Origin of the sequence: Aeromonas rivuli, from assembly GCF_020149575.1 — a bacterium.
GTDB lineage: Bacteria > Pseudomonadota > Gammaproteobacteria > Enterobacterales > Aeromonadaceae > Aeromonas > Aeromonas rivuli.
Window position 1 is genome coordinate 1,315,115 of the sequence record NZ_CP079742.1, and the last position, 23,661, is coordinate 1,338,775.

At 61.9% G+C, this 23,661-nt stretch carries 18 protein-coding genes; 4 read left to right on the plus strand and 14 right to left on the minus strand.

Annotated elements, in window-relative coordinates; translation table 11 throughout:
- Positions 1–15 precede the first annotated feature (15 nt).
- On the minus strand, positions 16–1,158 hold the full coding sequence (locus KYK33_RS06310; RefSeq protein WP_224432416.1) for a MalY/PatB family protein: 1,143 nt from the start codon (positions 1,156–1,158) through the stop codon (positions 16–18).
- Between the two features lie 251 nt (positions 1,159–1,409).
- On the opposite strand from KYK33_RS06310, the gene KYK33_RS06315 reads away from it, so the two are divergent.
- Positions 1,410–2,582 (plus strand): MFS transporter, encoded by a 1,173-nt coding sequence (locus tag KYK33_RS06315; protein WP_224432417.1) that lies wholly within the window; start codon positions 1,410–1,412, stop codon positions 2,580–2,582.
- Positions 2,583–2,713: 131 nt separating this feature from the next.
- On the opposite strand, the gene KYK33_RS06320 is transcribed toward KYK33_RS06315, so the two are convergent.
- Both KYK33_RS06320 and KYK33_RS06325 read right to left on the minus strand, forming a co-directional pair.
- Entirely contained in the window at positions 2,714–3,607 is an 894-nt protein-coding gene (locus KYK33_RS06320) for a LysR family transcriptional regulator (protein ID WP_224432418.1), read from the minus strand.
- Positions 3,608–3,698: 91 nt separating this feature from the next.
- Positions 3,699–4,454: a YciK family oxidoreductase gene (locus tag KYK33_RS06325; RefSeq protein ID WP_224432419.1), complete on the minus strand. Its 756-nt coding sequence runs from the start codon at positions 4,452–4,454 to the stop codon at positions 3,699–3,701.
- Positions 4,455–4,815: 361 nt separating this feature from the next.
- Between KYK33_RS06325 and sohB the strand changes: the two genes are divergently transcribed.
- The gene (sohB, locus tag KYK33_RS06330) at positions 4,816–5,823 is read left to right on the plus strand and encodes a protease SohB (RefSeq protein WP_042041486.1); all 1,008 of its coding nucleotides are present in this window, start codon (positions 4,816–4,818) and stop codon (positions 5,821–5,823) included.
- Between the two features lie 215 nt (positions 5,824–6,038).
- Here sohB and astB read toward each other — a convergent pair whose 3' ends face one another.
- Positions 6,039–7,376, minus strand: coding sequence for an N-succinylarginine dihydrolase (gene astB / locus KYK33_RS06335; RefSeq protein WP_042041487.1), 1,338 nt, complete (start codon positions 7,374–7,376; stop codon positions 6,039–6,041).
- A gap of 362 nt (positions 7,377–7,738) precedes the next feature.
- Here astB and topA point away from each other — a divergent pair, with 362 nt between their 5' ends.
- A complete protein-coding gene (gene topA / locus KYK33_RS06340; protein ID WP_042041488.1) occupies positions 7,739–10,360 on the plus strand; it encodes a type I DNA topoisomerase in 2,622 nt (873 codons plus the stop codon).
- A 103-nt stretch (positions 10,361–10,463) separates the two neighbouring features.
- On the plus strand, positions 10,464–10,631 hold the full coding sequence (locus KYK33_RS06345) for a hypothetical protein (protein ID WP_198135252.1): 168 nt from the start codon (positions 10,464–10,466) through the stop codon (positions 10,629–10,631).
- A 48-nt stretch (positions 10,632–10,679) separates the two neighbouring features.
- Here KYK33_RS06345 and KYK33_RS06350 read toward each other — a convergent pair whose 3' ends face one another.
- From KYK33_RS06350 to KYK33_RS06395, 10 genes are all read right to left on the minus strand, one after another.
- On the minus strand, positions 10,680–11,030 hold the full coding sequence (locus tag KYK33_RS06350) for an MGMT family protein (RefSeq protein ID WP_042041489.1): 351 nt from the start codon (positions 11,028–11,030) through the stop codon (positions 10,680–10,682).
- A gap of 142 nt (positions 11,031–11,172) precedes the next feature.
- Positions 11,173–12,726, minus strand: a complete 1,554-nt coding sequence (locus KYK33_RS06355) for a methyl-accepting chemotaxis protein (RefSeq protein ID WP_224432420.1) — start codon at positions 12,724–12,726, stop codon at positions 11,173–11,175.
- Between the two features lie 228 nt (positions 12,727–12,954).
- Entirely contained in the window at positions 12,955–14,823 is a 1,869-nt protein-coding gene (locus tag KYK33_RS06360; RefSeq protein WP_224432421.1) for a beta-N-acetylhexosaminidase, read from the minus strand.
- Positions 14,808–15,707, minus strand: coding sequence for a BadF/BadG/BcrA/BcrD ATPase family protein (locus tag KYK33_RS06365; RefSeq protein WP_224432422.1), 900 nt, complete (start codon positions 15,705–15,707; stop codon positions 14,808–14,810). The genes KYK33_RS06360 and KYK33_RS06365 overlap by 16 nt, the downstream gene beginning before the upstream one ends.
- Complete coding sequence (locus tag KYK33_RS06370; protein ID WP_224432423.1) at positions 15,700–17,406, minus strand: glycoside hydrolase family 9 protein; 1,707 nt, start codon at positions 17,404–17,406, stop codon at positions 15,700–15,702. The genes KYK33_RS06365 and KYK33_RS06370 overlap by 8 nt, the downstream gene beginning before the upstream one ends.
- Before the next feature lie 136 nt (positions 17,407–17,542).
- Entirely contained in the window at positions 17,543–18,535 is a 993-nt protein-coding gene (locus KYK33_RS06375; RefSeq protein WP_042041494.1) for an ABC transporter ATP-binding protein, read from the minus strand.
- A gap of 10 nt (positions 18,536–18,545) precedes the next feature.
- Positions 18,546–19,577: an ABC transporter ATP-binding protein gene (locus tag KYK33_RS06380; protein WP_224432424.1), complete on the minus strand. Its 1,032-nt coding sequence runs from the start codon at positions 19,575–19,577 to the stop codon at positions 18,546–18,548.
- Complete coding sequence (locus KYK33_RS06385; protein ID WP_224432425.1) at positions 19,574–20,488, minus strand: ABC transporter permease; 915 nt, start codon at positions 20,486–20,488, stop codon at positions 19,574–19,576. Before KYK33_RS06385 ends, KYK33_RS06380 begins: the two co-directional genes overlap by 4 nt.
- A 1-nt stretch (position 20,489) precedes the next feature.
- The gene (locus KYK33_RS06390; RefSeq protein ID WP_042041498.1) at positions 20,490–21,473 is read right to left on the minus strand and encodes an ABC transporter permease; all 984 of its coding nucleotides are present in this window, start codon (positions 21,471–21,473) and stop codon (positions 20,490–20,492) included.
- A gap of 117 nt (positions 21,474–21,590) precedes the next feature.
- Entirely contained in the window at positions 21,591–23,276 is a 1,686-nt protein-coding gene (locus KYK33_RS06395; protein WP_042041499.1) for an ABC transporter substrate-binding protein, read from the minus strand.
- Positions 23,277–23,661: the final 385 nt, after the last annotated feature.

Below are 23,661 nucleotides of genomic sequence, written 5' to 3' on the forward strand. Positions count from 1 at the left end.
CTGGGCCCATCGGGTTTAGTTGGGCAGTGTGAGGATGGCTTGCTCCATGCGAGCCAGCGCCTTGGTTAGCAGTGCTCTGGTGCAGCCAAAGTTGAGGCGCACGAAATCGCCGTCACCAAACTGGGCTCCCGGGGAGAGACCAACCCCCGCCTGCTCGAAGAAGGCGATGGGATTCTCCAGGCCCAGGGCGCCCACATCTATCCAGGCCAGGTAAGTCGCTTGATTGCGCGCCATCTTGACCCCCGGCCAGCGGGCCACGGCCGCCTCGATCAGCGCCAGGTTGCCACGCAGATAGTCGAGCTGCGCCAGGAGCCAGGCCTCGCCTCCTTCATAGGCGGCTTCGGCCGCCACGAAACCGAGCAGGTTGACGTCGGCACTGATGCCGCGCATCGCCTGTTGCAACTTGAGGCGCAGCCGGGCATTGGGCACCACGGCGAAGGAGCAGCAGAGGCCGGCGATATTGAAGGTCTTGCTCGGCGCCATCATGACGGCGCTGCGCTGGGCGGCTTCAGCACTGATGGCGCCATAGGGAATGTGCCTGGCATCCTTGTCCAGCAGCAGGTCGCAGTGGATCTCGTCCGAGCAGACCACCAGGTTGTGGCGCTCGGCGATGGCATCGATGGTGGCCAGCTCTTCGCGGGTGAAGATGGTACCGCCCGGGTTTTGCGGATTGCAGAGCAGCAGCAGATCTGCCGAGGGAGCCTGACGCTCCAGCTCTTCGATATCGATCAGCCAGCGGCCCTCCTGCTCCACCATGGGCACGGTCAGCAGGGGCCGGTCATTGAAGCCTGGTGCCTGCAAGAAGGGGTAGTAGACCGGCTTGGGGGTGATGATGCCGCGACCGTGCTGGCTCCAGGCCTTGCAGGCCAGATTGAGACCAGGGACCACGCCGGGCAGGAATACCAGCCACTCGGCCTCTATCTGCCAGCCATAACGCTCACTCAGGCGAGCCATGATGAGTTCAATCAGACGAGGGGAGGGGCGCGAGTAACCAAAGATGCCGTGGGCGGCCCGCTCGGTCAGTGCTGCCAGCACGCTGGGAGGAGAGACGAAGTCGGTATCCGCGACCCACATGGGCAGCACGTCCTGGCCCTTGTACTTGTCCCACTTAAGACTCATGGTGCCGCTGCGGTCAATTTCCCTGTCAAAATCAAACATCTGCCATCCTTTTTTTAGCCAAATAGTCTTGTCGCCATGGGGTTGCCGGTCTGGGGCCCCGGCCACTGAGCTGCGAGGCCTGGCTGCCACTGGCTTGCCATCATGGGGAGTGCCGCCTGGCGACATGGCCTCTCAATGTACGGTGTCCGTGGGGGAGTCGCAAGCCTTGAGCTGGCTCTTGATAGTGTCATAAAATAGCCATCGTCATGCAGTGCACTCGCACCTCCTTCCTCCAATTCGGTGATAGCCCTATGAAATCCTTGACTGCGGTCATCAAACGTCCGGATCCCGTCTCGTTGTCGTTTCTGGCCGTCACCTTCATGACGGGGGTTGCGGTGGCCCTGCAGGTGCCCACCTTGAGCCTGTTCCTGGCCGAGGAGGTGCAGGTTCGTCCCTTCCTGGTCGGCCTGTTCTACACTGTCAATGCCCTGGTTGGCATCCTCGTCAGTCAATGGCTTGGCCACAGATCCGACAGTCAGGGGGATCGCAAGACCCTGATCCTGCGCTGCTGCGCCGCCGGTATCGTGCTCTCCCTGCTGTTTGCCTGGAACCGCAACTACTGGCTGTTAGTGAGTCTCGGGGTGCTGCTGGCCAGTCTGGCGGCCACCGCCAGCCCCCAGCTATTCGCCCTGGCGCGCGAGCACGCGGATCGCCAGCAGAAGCGCGCCGACATGTTCAGCTCAGTGATGCGGGCCCAGTTCTCCCTGGCCTGGGTGATAGGGCCGCCCATGGCGTTCGCCTTGGCCATTGGTTATGGCTTCGAGGTGATGTATCTCGCCTCCGCCCTGGCCTATCTCATTTGTGGTCTGGTGGTGTGGCGCTGGCTGCCGTCACTGCCACTGCCGGTGAAAGATGAGACTGCCCCCAGGGTCAGCAGCTGGCGGGATCCTTCGGTGCGGGCGCTGTTCATCGCCTCGACCCTGATGTGGACCTGCAACAGCATGTATCTCATCAACATGCCGCTCTACATCACCCGCGAGCTTGGACTGGATGAGAAGCTGGCCGGGATCTTGATGGGCACAGCGGCGGCGCTGGAGATCCCCTTCATGCTGCTGGCGGGCTACTACACCCGCCGCTTCGGCAAGCGGCCCATGATGCTGGTGGCGGTGCTGGCCGGGGTCGGTTTCTACATCGGCCTGGTGACGCTCTCTAGCCAGCAGGCACTGATCGCGCTGCAACTGTTCAATGCCATCTTCATCGGCATCATCGCCGGCATCGGCATGTCCTACTTCCAGGACTTGATGCCGGGCCGGGCCGGGGTCGCCACCACCCTGTTCGCCAACAGCATTCGCACCGGTTCCATACTGGCGGGCGCCATCGCCGGCATCGTCGCCGAGCTGTGGAGCTTCCACGGTGTCTTCATGGTGGCGCTGACCCTGGCCATGCTGGCCCTGGTCGCCTGCTGGCGAGTCCCCAATGCCTGAGTGAGTCTGGCCTGTGGCCAGCGGCATGAATAGAAGAGAAGACCCGCGTTGTGCGGGTTTTTTATTGGCTGGCAAGGGGGAGGGAGAGTGGCGTGTAACGGTGGCCCCGGCGGTGGATCCGGGTCTTGGCCTTAGCGCTCCGGGCGCTTATCCGGATGCTGGTACTCATCGCGCAGGCAACGCAGCAGCAATTCGGTGGCCGGGCCCAGGGCATCCGGGCTCATGGTCAGCAGGTAGGTATAGAGATGGCGCTCGCTGCCACCCTCCAGGGTTAGCGGTACCAGGCTGCCATCGGTCAGGGCGCAGTTGGCCAGGTGGCGTGGCAGCCAACCATAGCCGAGCCCTTGTTGCAGCAGGGCGATCGCCTCCTGGTAGTGGGTTACCTTCCAGCCGGTATCCTCGGCATCATTCCAGTCCACCGAGCGATGAATGGGGGGATGCAGACCTATCTGGTTATGGCTGGCCAGTCTGTCCAGGGGCAGGGGGGCTGGTTCGCAGGCCAGGGGGTGCCCGGGGGCGCACAGGGGCAGCAGAGTGACCTCGTCCAGGGGCAGGCCGGTGCGATCGCTTGGCAGGTGCTCCGAGATCATCAAGTCCCCCAGTTGCAAGGCACTGAAGTGGCAATGCACCCGCTCATGGAGGTTGATGCGGCAGCCCCTACTGCGAGGATAGAAGCGGGCCAGCGCCCGATAGAGTCGCTCCCTGGGTTGCAGCGTGCTGACATAGAGGTTGATCTGGGGTTCCCACTGTCGCTCCAGGTTGTCGGCCAGGTTTTCGAGGTCTTCAACCTGCAGGCTGAGTTGGCGGGCGCGCTTGAGGAAGATCTCTCCCGCAGGCGTCAGCACCGCCTTGCGACCACGTACCTCCAGCAGCGCCACCCCCAGACTCTGCTGCAGCTTGGCTACCGCATGGTTGAGGGAGGACTGGCTCTTGTTCAGTGCCTCGGCCGCCTGGGCGTAGCCGCCACAGTCGACCACGGCCTGAAAGATGCGCCACTGCTCGAAGGTACTCTTGGGTCGAAACATAACTCACCTGCTGGTTATTCTGCACCAAGCCCGTATCAACGGACTCTAATAACACTAACTGCCATTGGCGGGACAGGCCTGTTTTTTCTGGTTATTTGGGTTGGGCGACGAAGGTCTGGCCCGTTTTGCCCTGGCTGTCAGCCCCCATCAGGTAGAGATAAAGGGGCATGAGATCGGCTGGCGTCTTGAGCGTCATGGCATCTTCGGCCGGGAAGGCGCTGGCCCGCATCTTGGTGCGGGTGCCCCCCGGATTGATGCTGTTGACCCGCACCCCAGTGTTATCCAGCTCATCGGCCAGCACCTCCATCATGCCTTCGACCGCGAACTTGGAGATGGCATAGGTGCCCCAGTAGGCGCGGCCCTTTCGGCCCACACCGGAGGAGGTAAACAGCAGGGAGGCCTCGCCATGTTGCTTGGCGGTCTGACGCACCAGCGGCAGCAGCGCCTGGGTCAGCAGAAATTCGGACTTGACGTTGACCTGCATCACCTCGTCCCACTCCTTCTCCTGGATATGCTCGAAGGGCGACAGAGTACCGAGCAGGCCCGCATTGAACAGGACGCCATCGAGGCGCCCGAACTGCTGCGCGAAGGTCTCGGCCATGCCACGGTAGTGGCTGGCGGTGGCCCCCTTGAGATCGACCGGGGCGATGGCGGGCAAGGGGTGACCGGCGGCTTCAATCTGGTCATAGACGGCTTCGAGTTTGGCCACGGTGCGGCCGAGCAGTATGACGGTGGCGCCATGGGCTGCGAAGGTCAGTGCCGCTTCACGGCCAATGCCATCGCCAGCTCCCGTCACCAGGATGACTTTGTTGTTGAGCAAGGTGGCGGGGGCCTGATAATCGAGCATGACAACTCCTTTGATTCTCTGCGGTTGGCCAGTGCGCTCGATCATTGCTGTCGAGCAAGGCGCTGGCATTATCCGGGCAAGTGTACTGAGGCGTTTGGCGGTTTGACCAGCGTCCGGGGGTAAAAATGTGAAGAAAACGAGGGGCTTGCCAGCAAATAATTCAAAGGCGTCAGGCAATGGCGCGCTCTGTGTCCTGTTTCTGTGTCCTGTTTCACCCGGCTCGCTGGCCGAGGCACACCCGGCGCCAAGGGCGGGAGACGGCTCCCCAGCCGCGGCCTGCTTTGGGGCTGGCAACAGTCTTTGCGCCCTTTGGGCAAACTCCCTAGAATGGGAAAAATTTTCACTCTCAACGGAGTTCTCTGTGGCATTTCTGAGCGAATATGGCCTGTTTCTGGCCAAGACACTCACCTTCTTGCTGGCCATCGGCGCCCTGATCCTGATGCTGGTCAGTGCGCGCCACCCCAAGTCCCGCAAGGGTGAGCTGGTGATAAGGGATCTCTCCGCCGAGCTGGAGCAGACCCAGGACAGGTTGCGCACCTCTCTTGCCGGCAAGCAGGAGCGCAAGCTGATCGAGAAACAGCAAAAAGAGCGCAGCAAGCAGCGTGGCAAGCAAGGGGATGAGCGGCGCCGTCTGTTCGTGATGGACTTTCATGGCAGCATGGATGCCAGAGAAGTCGCCTCCCTGCGGGAAGAGGTGAGCGCCGTGATAGGGGTCGCCCAGCCTGGGGATGAGGTATTGCTGCGTCTCGAATCCGGCGGCGGTGTGGTGCATGGCTATGGCCTGGCCGCCTCCCAGTTGCAGCGACTGCGGGACAAGCAGATCACCCTGACGGTGGCCATCGACAAGGTGGCGGCCAGCGGTGGCTACATGATGGCCTGCGTGGCTGACCGGATACTGGCGGCCCCCTTCGCCATCGTCGGCTCCATCGGCGTGGTGGCTCAGATGCCCAACTTCAACAAGCTGCTGAAAAAGCACGACATTGAATTCGAGATGCACACCGCAGGCGAATACAAGCGCACCATCACCATGTTCGGCGAGAACGATGAGCCGGGTCGGGAGAAGTTTCGCGAGGAGCTGGGGGCCATCCATGAGCAGTTCAAAGGCTTCGTGGCCGCCCATCGCCCGGCCCTGGAGATCGACAAGGTCACCACCGGGGAGCACTGGCTCGCCGGTCATGCCAAGGAGCTGGGGCTGGTGGATGAGCTCTGTACCAGCGATGACTACCTGCTGCGCCGTGCGCAAGAGCGGCATCTGGTGGGACTCTGCTTCCAAAAGCCCAAGTCGCTGACCCAGAAGCTGGGCCAGCAGGGGGCGCTGGGGCTGGTGCAGGGGCTGGAGCGGCTCTGGCAGCAGAGCCCCTGGCGCTGAGCAGCCATTACGCAAACGAAATGAAAAAGCCGGGCTCTTGCCCGGCCCTTCGTTTATGGCTTTGTTGCGGCTTAGAACCTGTCTACGAGCTGTCACGAGAGGTCGTCAGCAAGGTAAAGAGCAGCGCAGGAACCGGAGCGTATAGGCATACGTGAGGATTCCGAGCCGCGCATGAGCCTTGATCACGGCCTCGCAGTAAGATCGTGACCAGGTTCTTAGCGCTGGAAGGGATAGACGGAGCCAAGTTTGAGGATCTGGGTCAGCTCGTCCAGGGCGGTGCGGGACTCTTGCACCAGGGCCGGATCGCGCAGGTCATCCAGGGCCAGGCTGTCGCGGTAGTGCTTCTCGACCCAGGCGTCCAGTCGGGCAAACTGGCCGTCATTGATGAGGCAGGCCGGATTGACCGCAGTCAGCTCGGCATCATTCATGGCGACCCGCAGCCGCAGGCAGGCGGGCCCGCCGCCGTTACGCATGCTCTGCTTCACATCCATGAAGTGCACCTGCTTGATGGGGGTGCCCAGGCCAACCAGTTTGTTGAGATAGGCGGACACGGCCGGGTTGTCACGGCACTCGGTCGGGGCGATGATCGCCATCTCGCCTGAGGGCAGGGTCAGGATCTGGGTGTTGAACAGATAGGATTTCACCGCATCTTGTACCGAGACCTCGGCAGTCGGCACCTCGATAAAGTGCAGATCGCCTTCACCAAACTTGGTGCGCACTTCGGCCAGGGCCGAGTCGGTATTGAGGAAGGCCTGCTGGTGGAAGAAGAGCACATTCTGGTTGCCCACCGCGATGACGTCGTTGTGGAATACCCCCTGATCGATCACCTCCGGATTTTGTTGGATGAAGACGGCGGTCTCCTCGCCGAGGCCGTGCAGACGGGCGATGGCCTGGCTCGCTTCCAGGGTCTGGCGCGCTGGGTAGCGTTTGGGCGCAGGCTGGGATACGTCAAAGGCGCTGCGGCCATAGACGAACAGTTCGACGCCCGCCTCGCCGTAGGCGCGACACAGCCGGGTATGGTTGGCGGCCCCCTCGTCGCCGAAGTGATCATTGTCCGGTAGGTGACTGTGGTGACAGAAATGGCGATCGCCCGGGAAGACGGCGCGCAGGATGCGCCCTGTCACGTCGGGCTCGAGGGAGCGATGGAATTTGTTGGTCAGGTTGGCCGGGGTGAAGTGGATGCGGCCATCCTGGGTGTCGGCGCTAGGCGAAACGGTGGCGGCGTTGGCGGTCCACATGCTGGAGGCGGAGAAACAGGCGGCCAGCACGGCGGGGGCCTGGCGGGCTGCCTGCTCAAGCACCCGGGCATCGGAGCCGGTGAAACCCAGGCGACGCAGGGTGGCGAGATCCGGGCGCTCCTGAGGGGCCAGTACCCCCTGGGTCATGCCGAGATCCGTCAGCGCTTTCATTTTGCGCAGCCCCTGCTTGGCCGCTTCCTTCGGGTTGGAGGCTTCTTTGGCATTGTTCTGGGAGGCGACGTTGCCATAGGAGAGGCCGGCGTAGTTGTGGGTCGGGCCGACCAGGCCGTCGAAGTTAACCTCGAAGTGCTTCATCAGAGTACATCCTTTCGATTTTTATATGGGTTGCGGTTCCTTCCGCGCACAAAGCTGCGGGATGTGGCCATTATAAAGAGATTTTGTCTGTTGTAACAAGCTGATAACGAAAGTGCTTTGTTATGTTACGAGGGCGGTTTGTTATGTTGTTTCGGATATAAAAAACGGCGATGTGCGGCATAAAAATGAAAAAGCGGTTGCGTCCGGCGGCTCGGCTTCGCATTAATAAATAAAGAAGCGATGCGGTTAGCCATGGTAAGCAAAGTTGTCGCCAAGATTGCTTTTTGGCGTCAAATCTCTTATACAGCCCCACAAAACCGCACACCAACCCCGACGGGTGCAACGAGGATAAAAGTTACAGCATGGGCAAATCACTGGTCATCGTAGAGTCTCCGGCCAAGGCCAAGACCATTAATAAATACTTGGGTAAAGACTACGTGGTGAAATCCAGCGTCGGTCATATCCGCGACCTGCCGACCAGCGGCAGTGCCAGCAGCGAACCCAAGAAACCCGTTATTCGCGGTATCAAGCTCAGCGAATCCGAGAAGGCTGCCAAGGATCGCAACGCCTTGTTTGCCCGCATGGGGATCAATCCGACCAATGGCTGGCAGGCGAATTACCAGATTTTGCCCGGCAAAGAGAAAGTCGTCAGTGAACTGCAGAGTCTCGCCGCCAAGGCCGACACCATCTATCTCGCAACCGACTTGGATAGAGAGGGAGAGGCGATTGCATGGCACCTGCGCGAGATCATCGGCGGTGACGAGAGCCGCTACAAGCGGGTGGTGTTCAACGAAATCACCAAGAGCGCGATCCAGGAGGCCTTTGCCCAGCCGTCCGAGCTGAACATGCACAGGGTCAATGCCCAGCAGGCCAGGCGTTTCCTGGACCGGGTCGTAGGCTACATGGTCTCCCCGCTGCTCTGGAAGAAGCTGGCCCGCGGCCTCTCCGCCGGTCGGGTGCAGTCGGTGGCCGTGCGCCTCATCGTCGACAAGGAGCGCGAGATCAAGGCGTTCGTGCCGGTGGAATTCTGGGACTTGCATGCCGACTTGATGACCGCCGGGGACGAATCCCTGCGCATGGAAGTGCTCAGCCGCAATGGTGCCGACTTCAAGCCGGTGACCAAGGCCGAGACCGATGCCGCTCTGGCCGCCCTGAACGGGGTGGATTACAAGGTCATCAGCCGCGAAGACAAGCCGACCGGCTCCAAGCCCTCTGCTCCCTTCATCACCTCCACCCTGCAGCAGGCCGCCTCGACGCGTCTGGGCTTTGGGGTGAAGAAGACCATGATGATGGCTCAGCGTCTCTATGAAGCCGGTTACATCACCTATATGCGTACCGACTCCACCAACCTCAGCAAAGAGGCGGTCGAGGCGGTGCGTGACTACATCACCACCCAGTACGGCGCCCCCTATCTGCCAAGCGAGCCGAACCTCTATGGTTCCAAAGCCGGGGCCCAGGAGGCGCACGAGGCGATCCGTCCCTCCAACGTCACCCTGACCACCAGCGAGCTGGAAGGGATGGAGTCGGACGCGGTGCGGCTTTATGACCTCATCTGGCGCCAGTTCGTCGCCTGTCAGATGACCCCGGCCCAGTACGATGCCTCCACCCTGACCGTCAAGGCTGGCGAGTTCGAGCTGAAAGCCCGTGGCCGTATTCTGCGCTTCGCCGGTTGGACCAAGGCGATGCCGCCCATGGGCCGCAAAGGCGAAGATACCCAGTTGCCGGCGGTGACCGTCGGTGAGGCGCTCAAGCTGATCAAGCTGGACCCTCGTCAGCACTTCACCAAGCCGCCTGCTCGCTTTACCGAAGCGGCCCTGGTGCGCGAATTGGAAAAACGCGGTATTGGCCGTCCATCCACCTATGCGTCCATCATCTCCACCATAGTGGACAGGGGCTATGTGCGGGTCGAGAGCCGCCGCTTCTTCGCCGAGAAGATGGGGGAGATAGTCACCGACCGTCTGGTGGAGAACTTCGTCGAGCTGATGAACTACGAGTTCACCGCCAAGATGGAGAACAAGCTCGATGAGGTGGCCCAGGGGGAGCAGGAGTGGAAGGACGTACTCGATGCCTTCTTCGCCGAGTTCACCGAAGAGCTGGCCCAGGCCGACAAACCCGCTGAAGAGGGGGGCATGCGCGCCAACCAGATGGTGCAGACCGACATCGACTGCCCGGATTGTGGGCGCAAGATGGGCATTCGCACCGCCACCACCGGGGTCTTCCTCGGTTGCTCCGGCTATGCCCTGCCGCCCAAAGAGCGCTGCAAGAAGACCATCAACCTGGTCTCGGCGGACGAGTTCGTCTCCGCGGCCGATGGGGAAGAGGCCGAAACCGAGGCGCTGCGCGCCAAGCATCGTTGCACCCTCTGTGGCACCGCCATGGATGCCTACATCATCGATGAGACCCGCAAGCTGCACGTCTGTGGTCGCAACCCCGACTGCGAGGGTTACGAGATCGAGAAGGGCCAGTTCAAGCTCAAGGGCTACGAAGGACCCAGCATAGATTGCGACCGTTGTGGCAGCGAAATGCAGCTCAAGAACGGCCGTTTCGGCAAGTACATGGGCTGCACCAACGAGACCTGTAAAAACACGCGCAAGATCCTGAAAAATGGCGATATTGCACCGCCAAAAGAAGATCCGGTGCCGCTGCCAGAGCTCAAGTGCAGCCAGTCCGATGCGCACTTCGTGCTCCGTGATGGCGCGGCGGGTCTGTTCCTCGCGGCCAGCAATTTCCCGAAATCCCGGGAGACCCGAGCCCCCCTGGTGGAGGAGCTCAAACGCTTCAAGGAGCGGCTCTCGCCCAAGCACCAGTACCTGGCCGATGCCCCGGCGTCAGATCCTGACGGTAACGCATCCATCGTCCGCTTCAGTCGCAAGACCAAGGAGCAGTACGTGATGACCGAGGTAAACGGCAAGGCGACAGGCTGGACGGCCCACTACGACAATGGCAAGTGGCAGGAGAGTCTGGCCAAGGCCAAGAAGGCCTGATCCCTGTATGTCGATAGGCCCCGCATAACGCGGGGCCTTTTTCGTTTATGGGGATATACTGCAAAAGCTGCAAGGTAGCGGCAGGCAAGACAAGGAGTCAAAGATGGATATCAACGAGATCCGGCCAGGCATGAGCTGCCTGACACGCGAGGGGGTTGGCTACGTGCTGGAGGTCGACAGACAGAGCCAGCTGGTATTGCTGCAGCGGGAGGCGGAAACCATACCCGTGCAGGTTCGCAGTGACGAGATCCTCTCATCTCGCGAGGGATGAGCCCTATCATGGGGCTCGTCATGAGCGCCATGTCATGGCAAGGGATCCCTAGAAGGGGATCAGGAACAGCAGCTCGGCGAGATCGGGCTGCCACTGCCACTCCTTCATCCTGACCCGTCCCCCCATCACTGGCACCCCCTCCTGTTGCAGGCGCCCCGTCTGTTCGTCGAATCCCACCGATCCCCTGGGCAGGGAGAGTTTGCCCCCGGCTCCCAGCACGCGGTGCCAGGGCAGGGTTTTCTGGGTCTCTCTGAGTACCTTGCCGACCAGACGAGCCCGGCCCGGCAAGCCGGCGAGATCCGCTACCTGGCCATAGCTTGCCACCCGACCGGCCGGTATCAGCGCCAGTATGGCCTCTATCCTGGCCTGTTTGGTGAGCCCGGTTTCCGTTCCTTGCATGGCTGATCATTTTCCATAACGACAAAGGCGCCATTGTGGCGCCTTTGTCGTTATGGGGGCAAGTTTGGCAAAGGCTCCATGTTGGTGGCGCCTGTGTCGTCAGCTGGGCAAGTGTGACAAAGGCCCCGTTATGGGGGCAAGGTCAGCCGAAGGTCTGGCTCAGCCCCTTGAGCTGGCTGGACTGGTTGAGCAGTGCCTGACTCACCTCATCGACCTCGCGCATCTTGTGGCTGTTGTGCTGGGAGTGCTCGGAGATGGAGTGGATGTTGCGGCTGATCTCTTCAACCACGGCCTGCTGCTGCTCGGCGGCTGCCGCTATCTGGGCCCCGCAGGCACTGACTTGCTCTATCTCTTCCAGCACCTGATGCAGGCTGCTTGAGCCCTGGCGGGTCAAGTCGGCGCAGGTGCGGGTCTGCTGCAAGTTGGTCTGCATCATCGCCTGCCACTGGGTCAGGGTCTGCTGGATCTGGTTGATGCTGCCCTGGATCTGCTCGGTTGCCTTGTGGGTGCGGGTGGAGAGGGTGCGCACCTCGTCGGCCACCACGGCAAAGCCACGGCCCTGTTCGCCAGCGCGAGCGGCCTCGATGGCGGCGTTGAGGGCCAGCAGGTTGGTCTGATCGGCGATGCCCTGGATTTCGCTCATCAGGGTACCGATCCGTGCCGACTCCTCGGCCAGGCTGACGGCCGCCTGATACGCCTGCTCGGCCTGACCGGTCAGGGCGGTGATCTGGCGTTCGGTCTGCGCGAGTTGATCATCGGTCTGCAGGCAGCGGCTGCGAGCCTCGTCCACCTGACCGTGGGAGTCCTGGATATTGCGGGCTATCTCCTGGGCCGTACTGGCCATCTGGGTCATGGCGGCCGCCATCTGCTGGGTCTGGGCATCCTGCTCGCCGATGGCGCTGCAGGCCTGACCAGAGGCGAGTTTGAGGGAGCTGGCGAGTTGTTGCAGCGGCATGGTGGCATCATTGACCCGGCCCAGCACCGTCTTGAGCCTTGCCTCGCCCATCTTGAGGTGGAAATCGGCAATGGCCACCTCTTCCCCCCCCGAATAGACCTGACGGGTCAGGCTGTCATAGTTGTGGCGCAACCCGCGCAGATAGTGGCGGGTGCCGATCAGCTCGTCGCGATAGAGGAGACCGAGCAGCAACAAGGGCATTGGCATCAACAGCGCCGCAGTCGTCCCGGCCATTTGCCAGGCCAGCACCACCAGGGCCGCGAGACCAGCCAGCGCCAACCCGGGCCGCAGGCGGGTAAAGGAGACGCTCATGGAGGCTGCGCCCTGCTCCGCTTGGCGCAGGGTGCGATAGATGGTGCTGGCCCGCTGGATCAGGGCGGGAGTGGGCTTGCAGCGCACCGACTGGTAGCCGCTGATCTTGCCCTCCTCATAAAGCGGGGTGACGTAGGCATCGACCCAGTAGTAGCGACCATCCTTGCAACGGTTCTTGACCATGCCGCGCCAGGGTTTGCCTGCCTTGAGTTGCAGCCAGAGGTCGGCGAAGGCGGCCTTGGGCATCTCGGGGTGGCGGACCAGATTGTGATGCTGGCCAATCAGCTGTTCCCGGGTATAACCGGCCACCTCGCAGAAGTGCGGATTGGCATAGGTGATCACCCCGCGCAAGTCCGTGATAGAGACGAGTTGGACCGAATCGGGGAAGGTTACTTCCTGGTCGTTCAGGGGAGCCGGCTGATTGGGCATGGGAGAGTTCCTTTCGTATGGGCGAGCGTTGTTATTATTATCGGCTTCAATCGAGATCCATTGAGGGCTGCTTATGGGATTTACAGGGCAACAGGTGGATAATATGTATCCATATGGCACGTTAAAAGCCGCGCAAAGTGTATGTCTTTTGATGCGAAGAAGTAAACAAGAGGTTGGGGGCGGGATAAAAAAAGGCGGCCGCGCAGACCGCCAAACAGAGTGACAACATTACCTTTGCGGTGTCCGGTAACGCACCTGCTGCTGGTCGAGTATCGCCAGTTGACCGGGCAACCGGGCACAGAAGTGCGCCCAATCCTTGTCACTCGGCAGACTCCAGGCGACTTCCGCCGTGGCCAGCATGCGTGGGAACAGCATATAGTCGAGTCGGTCACGGGTATGGACCAGCTCGGACCACAGGGGGCTCAGCACCCCCAGGATGTTATCGTTGGCATGGAAATCGGCTGGGGCAGGGTCACAGGAGTAGACCTGCTCCAGATTGGGAGTGCCTGCCCAGTAGAGGCCAGGTTCGTCAATGTTGTCGTTGCAGGCGAGATCCAGATAGAGGTACTGGGCCGCCGCCATCAGCACAGGATACCCCTGACTGGCGGCGTCCAGGCCCGCCTGGAAGCTGGTCCAGGCACAGATGATGGCCTCTTTGCCCACCTTGTCCCCTTGCAACACCTCCTCCCAGCCCACCATCTGCCGCCCCTTGGCGGCAAGATAGTCCTGACAGTGGCGCAGCAGGTGACCCTGCAATTCCCGGATGTCCCGATAGCCCTGCTGCTGCATCAGCGCCTGGCAGGCCGGGCTGTCGGTCCAGACGCCGTGGGGCACCTCATCGCCCCCCATGTGCACCAACTTGCTCGGGAACAGCTCGCACACTTCGTCCATGACCTTGTCGAGGAACTGATAGGTGCCGGGCAGTGCCGGGTTGAGCACATTGTCGTCAAAAAATTGCACAGACAGGTAGCGGGAGTGATCCGCAGGCTCGATCAGCAGTTCGGGCAGCGCCTTGATGGCGGCATGGCAGTGGCCGGGAATGTCGATCTCCGGGATCACCTCGATGCCGAGGCTAGCGGCGTATGCGATCAGCTCGCGGGCTTCATCCTGGCTGTAGAAACCGCCGTAGCGCGCCGCGCCGCCACTGAGTTGGGGGCCGATGGCCAAGCCGTGACCACGCCAGGCGCCCACCTCGGTCAGGGCCGGGAAGGCCTTGATCTCGAGGCGCCAGCCTTCGTCATCGGTCAGGTGCCAGTGGAAGCGGTTGAATTTGTAGAGGCTCATCTGCTTGAGCAGGCGCTTGAGGCTCGCCATCGGCTGGAAGTGACGGCCGCAATCCAGATGAATGACCCGCAGGCCAAAGCGCGGTTCATCTTCTATCTCGATGCAGGGCAGGCTCTCGCCATGTTGCAGATACCATTGGGCCAGGCTGACCAGGCCATGACGCCAGCCCGGGAGGCCGGCGGCGGCAATCTCGACCCCTTGTGGCGTGATGTGCAGGCGATAGGCCTCATCGGCCAGTCCGGCTTCGATCAGGGTGATTTCGGCGTCGTGATCCTGCTCAAGGGCCAGGGAGGTCAGTTCGTTGAAGTGGCCGAGCAGGGCGCTGAGGTTGCCCGGCCCCCTGACATGAGCGCGCTCGGCGAGCCGAAAGTAACTCTCCTCAAGGCGCACCAGGCGACGGGGCTGCGGCACTATGCCGTGCTCGCTATCGACGCTGGCCAGCTCAGGTTGCACTGACGCGGGAGAGTCGAGACCGAGCTCCTGGCTTGCCACTGTGACGGGGATGATCTGGGGACCATGCTGGGACTCTGGCAGGCTGAGGAAGAAGCCTTGCGGCATGTCGGTGAGGTGTTTGAACACCGTCTTGCGACAGCAAAGTGCCAGCTCTCGACTCCCCGGGTGGGGGGCTATCACCTTGTAAGTGCCGCTCTGGTGGATGAGTTCACCCCCTTTCAGGCTGCTGGCGTCTACCTGACGGCCGAGGCAGAAGTGCAGTTGCCAGGGCTCGCTCGGCAGCCTGTCCAGGGTCAACAAGACCCAGACGTCCTCCTCATCGCGGCGTTCGATGGCAATGGTGATCAGGGGTGTAGACATGGCAGTTCCTTCCGTTTCGCAAAGAGGATGGCGCCTTCCAGGGCATCCGCCTGCGGGGTGACAAGGGGAAGATGGCCGAGGCGAGGGCGCAGCCGCTCCCCTATGCCACCGAGCAGGGCGACCTGGTTGGCACCTTGTGCCAGCATGCCGCCAATCAGGGTCTCGAGCTGATCCCGGGTTTCAGCCAGCAGGGCCTGGGCGAGGGGATCCTCGTCCTTGGCTGCCTCGAACACCCAGGGGGCGAAGCGGCCATAGTCGGCCGGGATCGCCTGGGCCGCCCAACGGACCAGCGCCGCCTGATCCCGTCCGAAGTGGTCGAGCAGGCGTACCGCCAGCAGACTGGGAGCCAGTATGCCGTCGTGGCAGAGCAGGGATTGCTGGATGGCGCGCAGGCCCAGCCAGGCACCGCTGCCCAGATCCGAGATGGGGAAGCCGCGGCCCGAACAGGTGCGAATGCGGCCTCCCTGAAAGATGAGCCCGACCGAGCCGGTGCCGGCGATGAGAATGGCCCCTTGGTCGCCGCCAAAGGCACCCAGGCAAGCGCCGAAGGCATCCGAGGTCAACCGGGTTTCGGCAAAGGGCAGGGGCTGGGCCAGAAAGTCCCGATAGCAGCTCTCCAGCTCGGCGGAGGCCAGCGCCAGCCCGGCGCTCATCCGGGCCAGGGCCGAGTCCGGCAGCCGGGCCGCCGTCATGGCGCCCTGCACCGCACCCAGCACATGGCGTTGGGCCAGGTCGATGCCCAGTTCCAGATTGGAGCCGGGGGCGCGTCCCTCACCGAGCAACTCGCCTTTCTGGTTGCGAATGCGAGCCCGGGTATGGGTGCCGCCACCATCGACGCCGACCCAGTAGGCGATGTTATCGGGCAACACAGGGTGCTTACTCATGACGAGTCCCCTGCCAGCTGATCGCCAAGGCAAACCAGGCGCCATGGGGGATCCACTGTTCGCCCCAGCGCCAGTTTTGATCCAGGCGATCCCGGTATTCATCGGGGATGAAGGCGACATCGGCCTCGTCCTCGAAACCCGAGGTGATGCCGTTGCAGATGCCGCCCGGGGCGCTGGGGTAGCCCGCGGTGTAGCCCGGGTTCTTGATGCCGTGCCCGATGAGCATGCAGGCGTCGAAGGGATTGAGCCCCAGGATCCAGTCCAGTTGTCGTTGACCGTGGGCGTCGAGGGAAGCGGCCAGGTCCGGCAGCCGGGCGGCGGCGGCAAAGGCCGCGGCGGCCAGGGATGCCAGCCGGGCGTTCTCCCCTTGCCACCAGTAGCCTGACTCGTTGTGATGGGGCATAAAGAAGCTCACCCGAGGTGCCTCATCCACCCCTTTCACATACTGGCGGGCGAGGGCGAAGGGGTTGCCGGGACGCCCGGTCAGGGCCAGCTCGGCGAGCAGGGCCTGGCGCACGACGAGTTCGACCCTGGCGATGCGGTCGGGATCTGTCTCCAGCGCCAGGTATTCGAGCAGGGCCAGTACCGGCAAGCCCGCCTCGGCGGCATGGTAGTAAGGGCGCGAGCCATCCTGGTTCGCGCTCCAGTAGTGACCAAGTGCGTCGTGGGGGCGCAAGCGGGCACAGAGCCGCTCGGCCCAGTGACGCGCCTCGGCCCGCCACTCATCCCCGAAGCTGTGCGTCAGCTCGACCGCAGCCAGGAGGGCGCAATACTCATCGATGATGTTCTCCTGGCCATCATCCAGATAAGCAAAGTTGTGCTCGCGCAGGTGCAGGTAACCGCGCCGGGCCGCCTCGCCATACTCGGCCTGTGCGAAGTCACCACTCACCCCGGCCCGGGCGGCGCGGGCCAGGGCGGCGATGGCCAGGCCCCCACCTTGGCGAAAGCCCGCCTGCCAGCTGCCGGATTTGAGCCCCTGCTGGGTGGCGTAGGCGCACAGTTCGCGCTGGGTGACATCCTTGCTCCACTTGTCAAACAGCGTCATGTAGAAGAAGCCGGACTCGTCTTGCATGCGGCACAGGAAGTCGGCGCCGTGCAATCCCTCATCATCGAGACGCTTGCCCAGGTTCAGGCTGTCGATATCCTGACGTCGGGCCAGCAGCTCCCGGCTCTTGAGCAGAGACCAGACCACCAGCGGGGTCTGCTGGGGGTTGAGGTAGTTGGCGTAGGAGAGGTGACTCAGGTACTTGCTGACATCGCCGCTGGCGTCATACCAGCCACCGTGCACGTCACGGCGTTGCTCGCCGCCGAACAGGGGGGCGGCTCTGTCCGCCTTGTCATATTGGCCGCTGCAACGCTGACCCTTGAAGTAGTGGATGACGTCAGACAGGCAGTGCTGGGTCAGTAACCGCTCACCCAGCCGGAAGCGGGCGGAGCGCACTATGCCATGGGCGGTGATCACCTCGAGCCGGTAGTCGCCGGCCTGGGTGACTGCGCTGAAGTCGATGACCCAGAAGGCCCGTTGCTGCCAGCCCGGGACGCAGACCTCCTCGTTGAGGGGCTTCTCAAACAGGGCAGGGCCGCCGGTCAGCGGCAGCAATCGCGCCAGGCCCTCCTGGATCTGGCCGGGTCGGGTCTGCAGCAGTGCCTGCTTGCGACCCTGACACTCATAACCCACCTGATTGACTAGCAGTTCCATCGATACCTCAACATTCGGGGAAGGGCACAGAGGATGGATGAGCGGTGCAGGCATGAGGTACTCCCCGCATCTGCGATGCCATCTCGCCTCTGTATTTGATTCAGGAAGGGGACGGCCCAAGGCCGCCCCTTCGGGCTTATTCGTGCAGGTAGCAGCGCACGAAGTGATTGTCGGCAAGCTTGGTGACGGGCGGCATGGCCTCCTTGCAGCGGGTCATCACCTGGTTGCAACGCCCGGCGAAGGGGCAGCCATAGGATTCCGGCGTCCAGAGCGGGATCTCCCCCTTGCGCCCGCCTTCGAGCTCGGCGTGGATGCTCTTCTCGGGGTCGGGCACCGCCGAGATGAGCAGCTGGGTATAGGGGTGCTGCGGGTGGTGCAGGATCTCGTCCACCTCGCCCCACTCCACCATGTGACCCACATACATCACCGCCAGATCTTCGGCCACGTAGCGGGCGGTGGCGATGTCATGGGTGATGTAGAGCATGGAGACCCCGAGCTCGTTCTTCATCTGCTCCATCAGGTTGAGGATGCCGATGCGAATGGAGACGTCGAGCATGGAGGTGGGCTCGTCGGCGAGCACCACTTCCGCCTCCACCGCCAGGTTGCGGGCGATGTTGACCCGCTGGCGCTGGCCGCCGGAGAGCTGGTGGGGGTATTTGGCCGCCGTTGCCTTGGCCGGGGTCAGTCCCACTTTCTCCAAGAGGTCATGGACCATGTCCGGCAGATCTCTCTTGTCGAGCACCTTGCTGTGCAGCAGCAGGGGGCGGGCGATGTGGTGATAGATGGTGTGGGTCGGGTTGAGCGAACCAAACGGATCTTGCCACACCATCTGCACGCTCTGACGGTAGTCGAGCAGAGCGGTGCCCTTGTTGAACTCCTCCAGATCCCGGCCGCGATAGAGGATGCGGCCGCTGGAGAGCTTGTACATCTTGGCGATGATCTTGGCGATGGTGCTCTTGCCCGAGCCCGACTCCCCTACCACCGCCAGGGCGCGGCCCTTGTGCAGGTTGAAGGTGATGTCGGAGAGGGCCCGCATCTTGCCGCTCTTGATGGCATTGGAGTTGACCGAGAAGTCCTTGTAGAGGTGCTCGACTTTGATGATGGGAGCCTGGGTATCGGCGATATGCATGGAAGACTCCTTAACAGCCAGCGGCCTGAGCGAAGATCAAAGGTTCGGATGCCAGCTCGTCATCGGCCAGGCCGTCGGCGTAGAGATGGCAGGCGGTTTGTTGGCCGGGGCGAATTTCGGCCAGGGCCGTGTACTCCTGACGGCAACGCTCGTGCACCTTGGCGCAGCGCGCCTGGAAACGGCAGCCCACCGGCACCTCCAGCAGGTTGAGCGGGGTGCCGGGTATCCCTTCCAGCACGGTTTTCGGGCCGTGCAAGGGTGGGAAGGAGTTGCCGAGTCCCTTGGTATAGGGATGCAGGGGTGCGGTCAGGATCGCCTTGGAGGGGGCGACTTCGATCAACTCACCGGCGTACATGATGCCGATGCGATCGCAGAACTCGACCATGAGCGAGAGATCGTGAGTGATGAACAGGATGGAGAAGTTGAACTTCTCCTTGAGGGCATAGACCTTCTGCAAGATCTCCCGCTGCACCACCACATCCAGGGCCGTGGTCGGCTCATCCATGATCAGCAGTTCGGGGTTGAGGGCCATGGCGATGGCGATCACCAGCCGCTGACGCATGCCGCCGGAGAACTGGTGCGGATAATCCTTGAGCCGGCTCGGATGGATGTCGACGATGGCGAGCAGCTCCTGGGCGCGCTTGATCGCCTCATAGCGGGTCAGCTTGGGGTTGTGGGCTTGCAGCACGTCGCAGAACTGCTCCTCCATGCGTAACACCGGGTTGAGCGCGTTCATGGCGGACTGGAACACCACGCTCGCCTGACGCCAGCGGTAGCTGCGCAGCCGCTCGTCGTCAAAGCCGAGGATGTTCTCCCCCTTGAACAGGATCTCGCCGCCGCTGATGTAGGCGGGCGGCTTGTGCAGCCGGGCCACCGAGAAGGCGACCGTGGACTTGCCACAGCCGGATTCACCGGCGAGGCCGAACACCTCCCCCGGCATGATGTCAAAGCTGACCGAATTGACGGCGCGCACGTCGCCGCTCTCGGTGATGTAGTCGACGCACAGCTCGCGCACCGACAGCAGGGGTTGTTGCGAGCTCATGCTGTCTTCTCCTGAGCGGTGATGACCGGGGCCGGGACGGCGAGTTGTTTCCAGCGGCGCAGACCTTTGTGGGAGCGCAGCTGCGGGTTGGCTATCTCATCGATGGCGAAGTTGAGCAGGGCCAGACCCGCCCCCAGGGTGGCGATGGCGAAGCAGGGGGCCAGTATCTCCCACCAGGCGCCCACCAGGATGGCACTGGAGGTCTGGGCGTTGTAGAGCATGATGCCCCAGCTGACCACGGTCGGATCGCCCAGGCCCAGGAACTCCAGGGTCGCCTCGGTGACGATGGCGTAGATGATGGAGCCGATGAAGCTCACCCCGATGATGGAGATGAGGTTGGGCAGTATCTCCACCAGGATGATGCGCCAGGCCGGCTCACCCAGCACTTCGGCGGCGATGACGAACTCTTTCTCCCGCAAGGCCAGGGTCTGGGCGCGAATGACCCGTGCCCCATAGGCCCAGGACGTTAACCCTATGATGAGGGCTATCACCAGGGGGGATGCCTCCCCGATGAAGCTCGCCAGCACCAGCAGTAGCGGCAGCCCCGGGATCACCAGCATGACGTTCATCAGGAAGGTGAGGCACTCGTCGATGAGGCCGCCGAAGTAACCGGCGGTGATGCCGATGCCGATGGCCAGGGCGCAGACCAAGAGGCCTGCCCCGAAGCCCACCATCAGCGAGATGCGGGCGCCATTGGTGAACTGGGACCAGATATCATGGCCCATGCGGGTGCTGCCCATCACGTACTCGGCACTGGGCGGCTGGTGGGGACGGGCAACCCGCTTGGTCGGCTCATTGCTGGCGAGCAGCGGAGCAAACAGGGCCATCAACACGAAGGAGACGACGATGGCGAGGCCGAAGGCGGCCTTCTTGTTGCCCAGTAAAATCTTGAGGATGGTAGGCATACGCATCTTATTTACCTCCGGTACGAAGACGGGGATCCAGGAAGACGTAGAGCATGTCGGCCAGGAAGTTAAAACTGAGCATGGTGATGGTCATGATGAGCAGCTGCCCCTGAATGAGCGGGTAGTCGCGCGCCAGGATGCCCTGGTAGAGGGTCAGGCCCAGTCCCGGGTAGTTGAAGATGACCTCGGTGATGAGGGAGCCGCCGATGACGAACCCCAGCGCCATGGAGAGCGCGGTGACGCTCGGCAAGATGGCATTGCGGGCACCGTAGTTGAAGATGACCCGTCTGTTGGAGAGCCCCTTGGCCTTGGCCATGGTGATGTAGTCTTCCCCCAGCAGGTTGATCATGTTGTTGCGCATAGTGATGAGGAAGCCCCCCACCTGCACGATGGCCAGGGTGCCGACCGGCATGATGGCGTGCAGCATGATGCTCTTGATGTGCTCCCAGCCATAATCGGCGGTGATCTCCGGGCTGTAGGCGTAGCCGATGGGCAGCCACTCCAGGCTGACCCCGAACAGGAACAGGGCAAGCAGGGAGACCACCACGGGGGGGATGGCCTGCATCACCAGGGTGAGTGGCGAGAGGATGCTGTCCATGCGGCCACCCCGGTACCAGGCGGCGAAGATGCCGACGATGGAGCCGAAGGAGAAGCTGATGATGGTGGAGGTGCCTACCAGGAACAGGGTCCAGCCGATGGCGCGACCCAGTACGTCGGCAACCTGCTGCGGGTAGTAGCGCACCGAGGTGCCCAGATCCCAGGTGAAGACGCTCTTCACATAGGTCAGAAATTGAGTGCCAATCGGACCATCTACAAAGCCGAAGGTGGCCTTGAGTGCCTCGAGGGCTGCGGGTTCCATCATGGCGCCGGCCCGGGCAAACATGACGGAGACGGGATCCCCTGGCATGGCTCTGGGTAGCAGGAAGTTAATGGTGGCGGCCACCAGGAAGGCGACCAGATAGAAGGAGAAACGTCTTAGTATAAATCCCATGATGATACCTTTTACTGCAAGTCTGCCCCGCACCGGGCATAGCTACCCCAACCCCGGCAGATCCGGGAAGTGGGCAGGCGGCGGGGAAGAAGGCCCCCCGCAGGGGGCCAGGAGGATTTAGCTGTTCGGCTTGAGGGACAGCACGTGCAGCAGACGCTCAGGCGTATCCGGGTGGAGCTGCGGTTTGGCGACCGGGTTGTCGGCGCTGAACCAGCCATGGAAGCGCTTGGTGCTGTACTCATACCAGGTCGGGTTGTTGAACACCGGGATGATGGTCTGGTTGGCACCGACACGTTCCTGGATAGCGAACATGATCTCTTTTTGCTTGGCAGCATCGGCGGTCTGGGTGAAGTCATCGATCAACTTGTCCAGCGCCGGATCCTTGTAGCGGTTGGCCGCGAAGCGGTTGCCACGCTCACCCATGTTGCGTGAGTGGAAAGCGGTCTCGAAGTACTTGTGCGGGTTGGCACCGGCAAAGTAACCCTGCAGGGCGACATCGAAGTCACCGGTGACCAGGGCGTCTGTCCAGACGGTAGCTTCCGGGGTGGAGGTCTTGGCGTTCAGACCCAGTGCCTGCAGGCCTTCGACGCCGATCTGGACGGTGTTGACCCAGTCGGTCCAGCCGTTGGGTACCAGCACCTTGAACTCGATCTTCTTGCAGCTCGGGGTGTCGAGGAACTTGTCGCCGTCACAATCTTTGTAGCCAGCCTGTTTGAGCAGCGCCTTGGCACCTTCGACATCAAACTTGCTGAACTTGCCGTATTTCTTCTCGACGTCCGGGTTATCCCAGGAGGCGAACGCCTTGCCCAAACCTGACGGATAGTCGTTGACTGTCGGGTAACCGTAACCGGCGATGTCCACCATGGACTGGCGATCCATGGCCATGGAGAAGGCGCGACGGAAGTTGATGTCGTTGAAGGCTTCGTGGTTGCCCGGGTTCTTGCTCTGGAAGTTGACGTTGAACGCCACTGTGCCGGAGGCCGGGAACCAGTATTTGTTGTTCTTGGGATCGTTGCCGACGTAGAGGCGCTCGATGTCCGGTACGAAGGAGCCGAACCAGTCAACATCACCCTTCATGACGGCGGCCAGCACCTGGTCATTGGTGGCCATCTGCGGCATGCGGATACAGTCGATGGCGAGGTTGGCGTTATCCCAGTAGTGCGGGTTGCGGCATTGGGTATAGAGCTGGGCGGAGAAGTTGTCCACTTCGGTGAAGGGACCGGTACCGACCGGCTTGTCGTTGGTGAAGGCAACCGGGTCCTTGACGGACTTCCACTGGTGCTCAGGCACTATGGGGATCAGCACCAGGTCGTTGACCACGTTGGTGTTGACCTCGGTCAGGTCGAACTTGATCTTGTGGTCACCCAACTTCTCGATGCCCTTGATCTGGGTCCAGATAGAGCGCTCATCCAGCGCCTTGTTGGCCTTGACCAGATTGAAGGAGAAGATGATGTCGTCGGCGGTGAAGGCTTCACCGTCGGACCACTTGACGCCATCGCGCAGGTCGAAGGTGACGGACTTCAGGTCATCGCTGAAGGCATAGTGGGTCGCCAGACGATAGACGGGTTTGCCACCCTGCATATCGTTGAAGATCACCAGCGGCTCATAGATGAAGTGACGGGTGGTGTGCAGCAGACCGGCCTGCAGGAAGGGGTTGAAGTTCTTGACCCAGGCTGTCTCCTGTTGGGCGACCATGGTCAGCACCGTCTTGTTCTCGGCGGCCATGGCACTGCTGGTGGCGCCAGCAATCATCAGGGTTCCCAGCATGACTGAGGTAGCTATTTTGGATACTTTGGCAAGCATATGTTTTCCTTTCTTATTGGTCTTCCATGTTTTGGAATGGAGCACCGACATCGCATGCTATGCATATCGGCCCTCTGTGTTGGGCAGGTTTTGCACCCTTGTCTTTATCTAATCCAACGCCCCTAGCAAAGCAGAGTTAACAGAAGAACAACAAGGCCTGATTTCGTCGATTTCGTAAAAACCAAAATTCTTTCGTCATTCTCGTTAAATTCCATTTCAAACCTTTTAAAATTATATACTTACATTTATTTACGCTAAACATAAAGTTCGCATTTAAAAGCCATGCCAGCCGATTGTGTGACCTCGATCGTCCCAGATTTTTCCGTTGCCATCAGGGCTTTTTTTTACATTTGAAACAAGGTTGGAAAGTGCCAGGCAGGCCCTA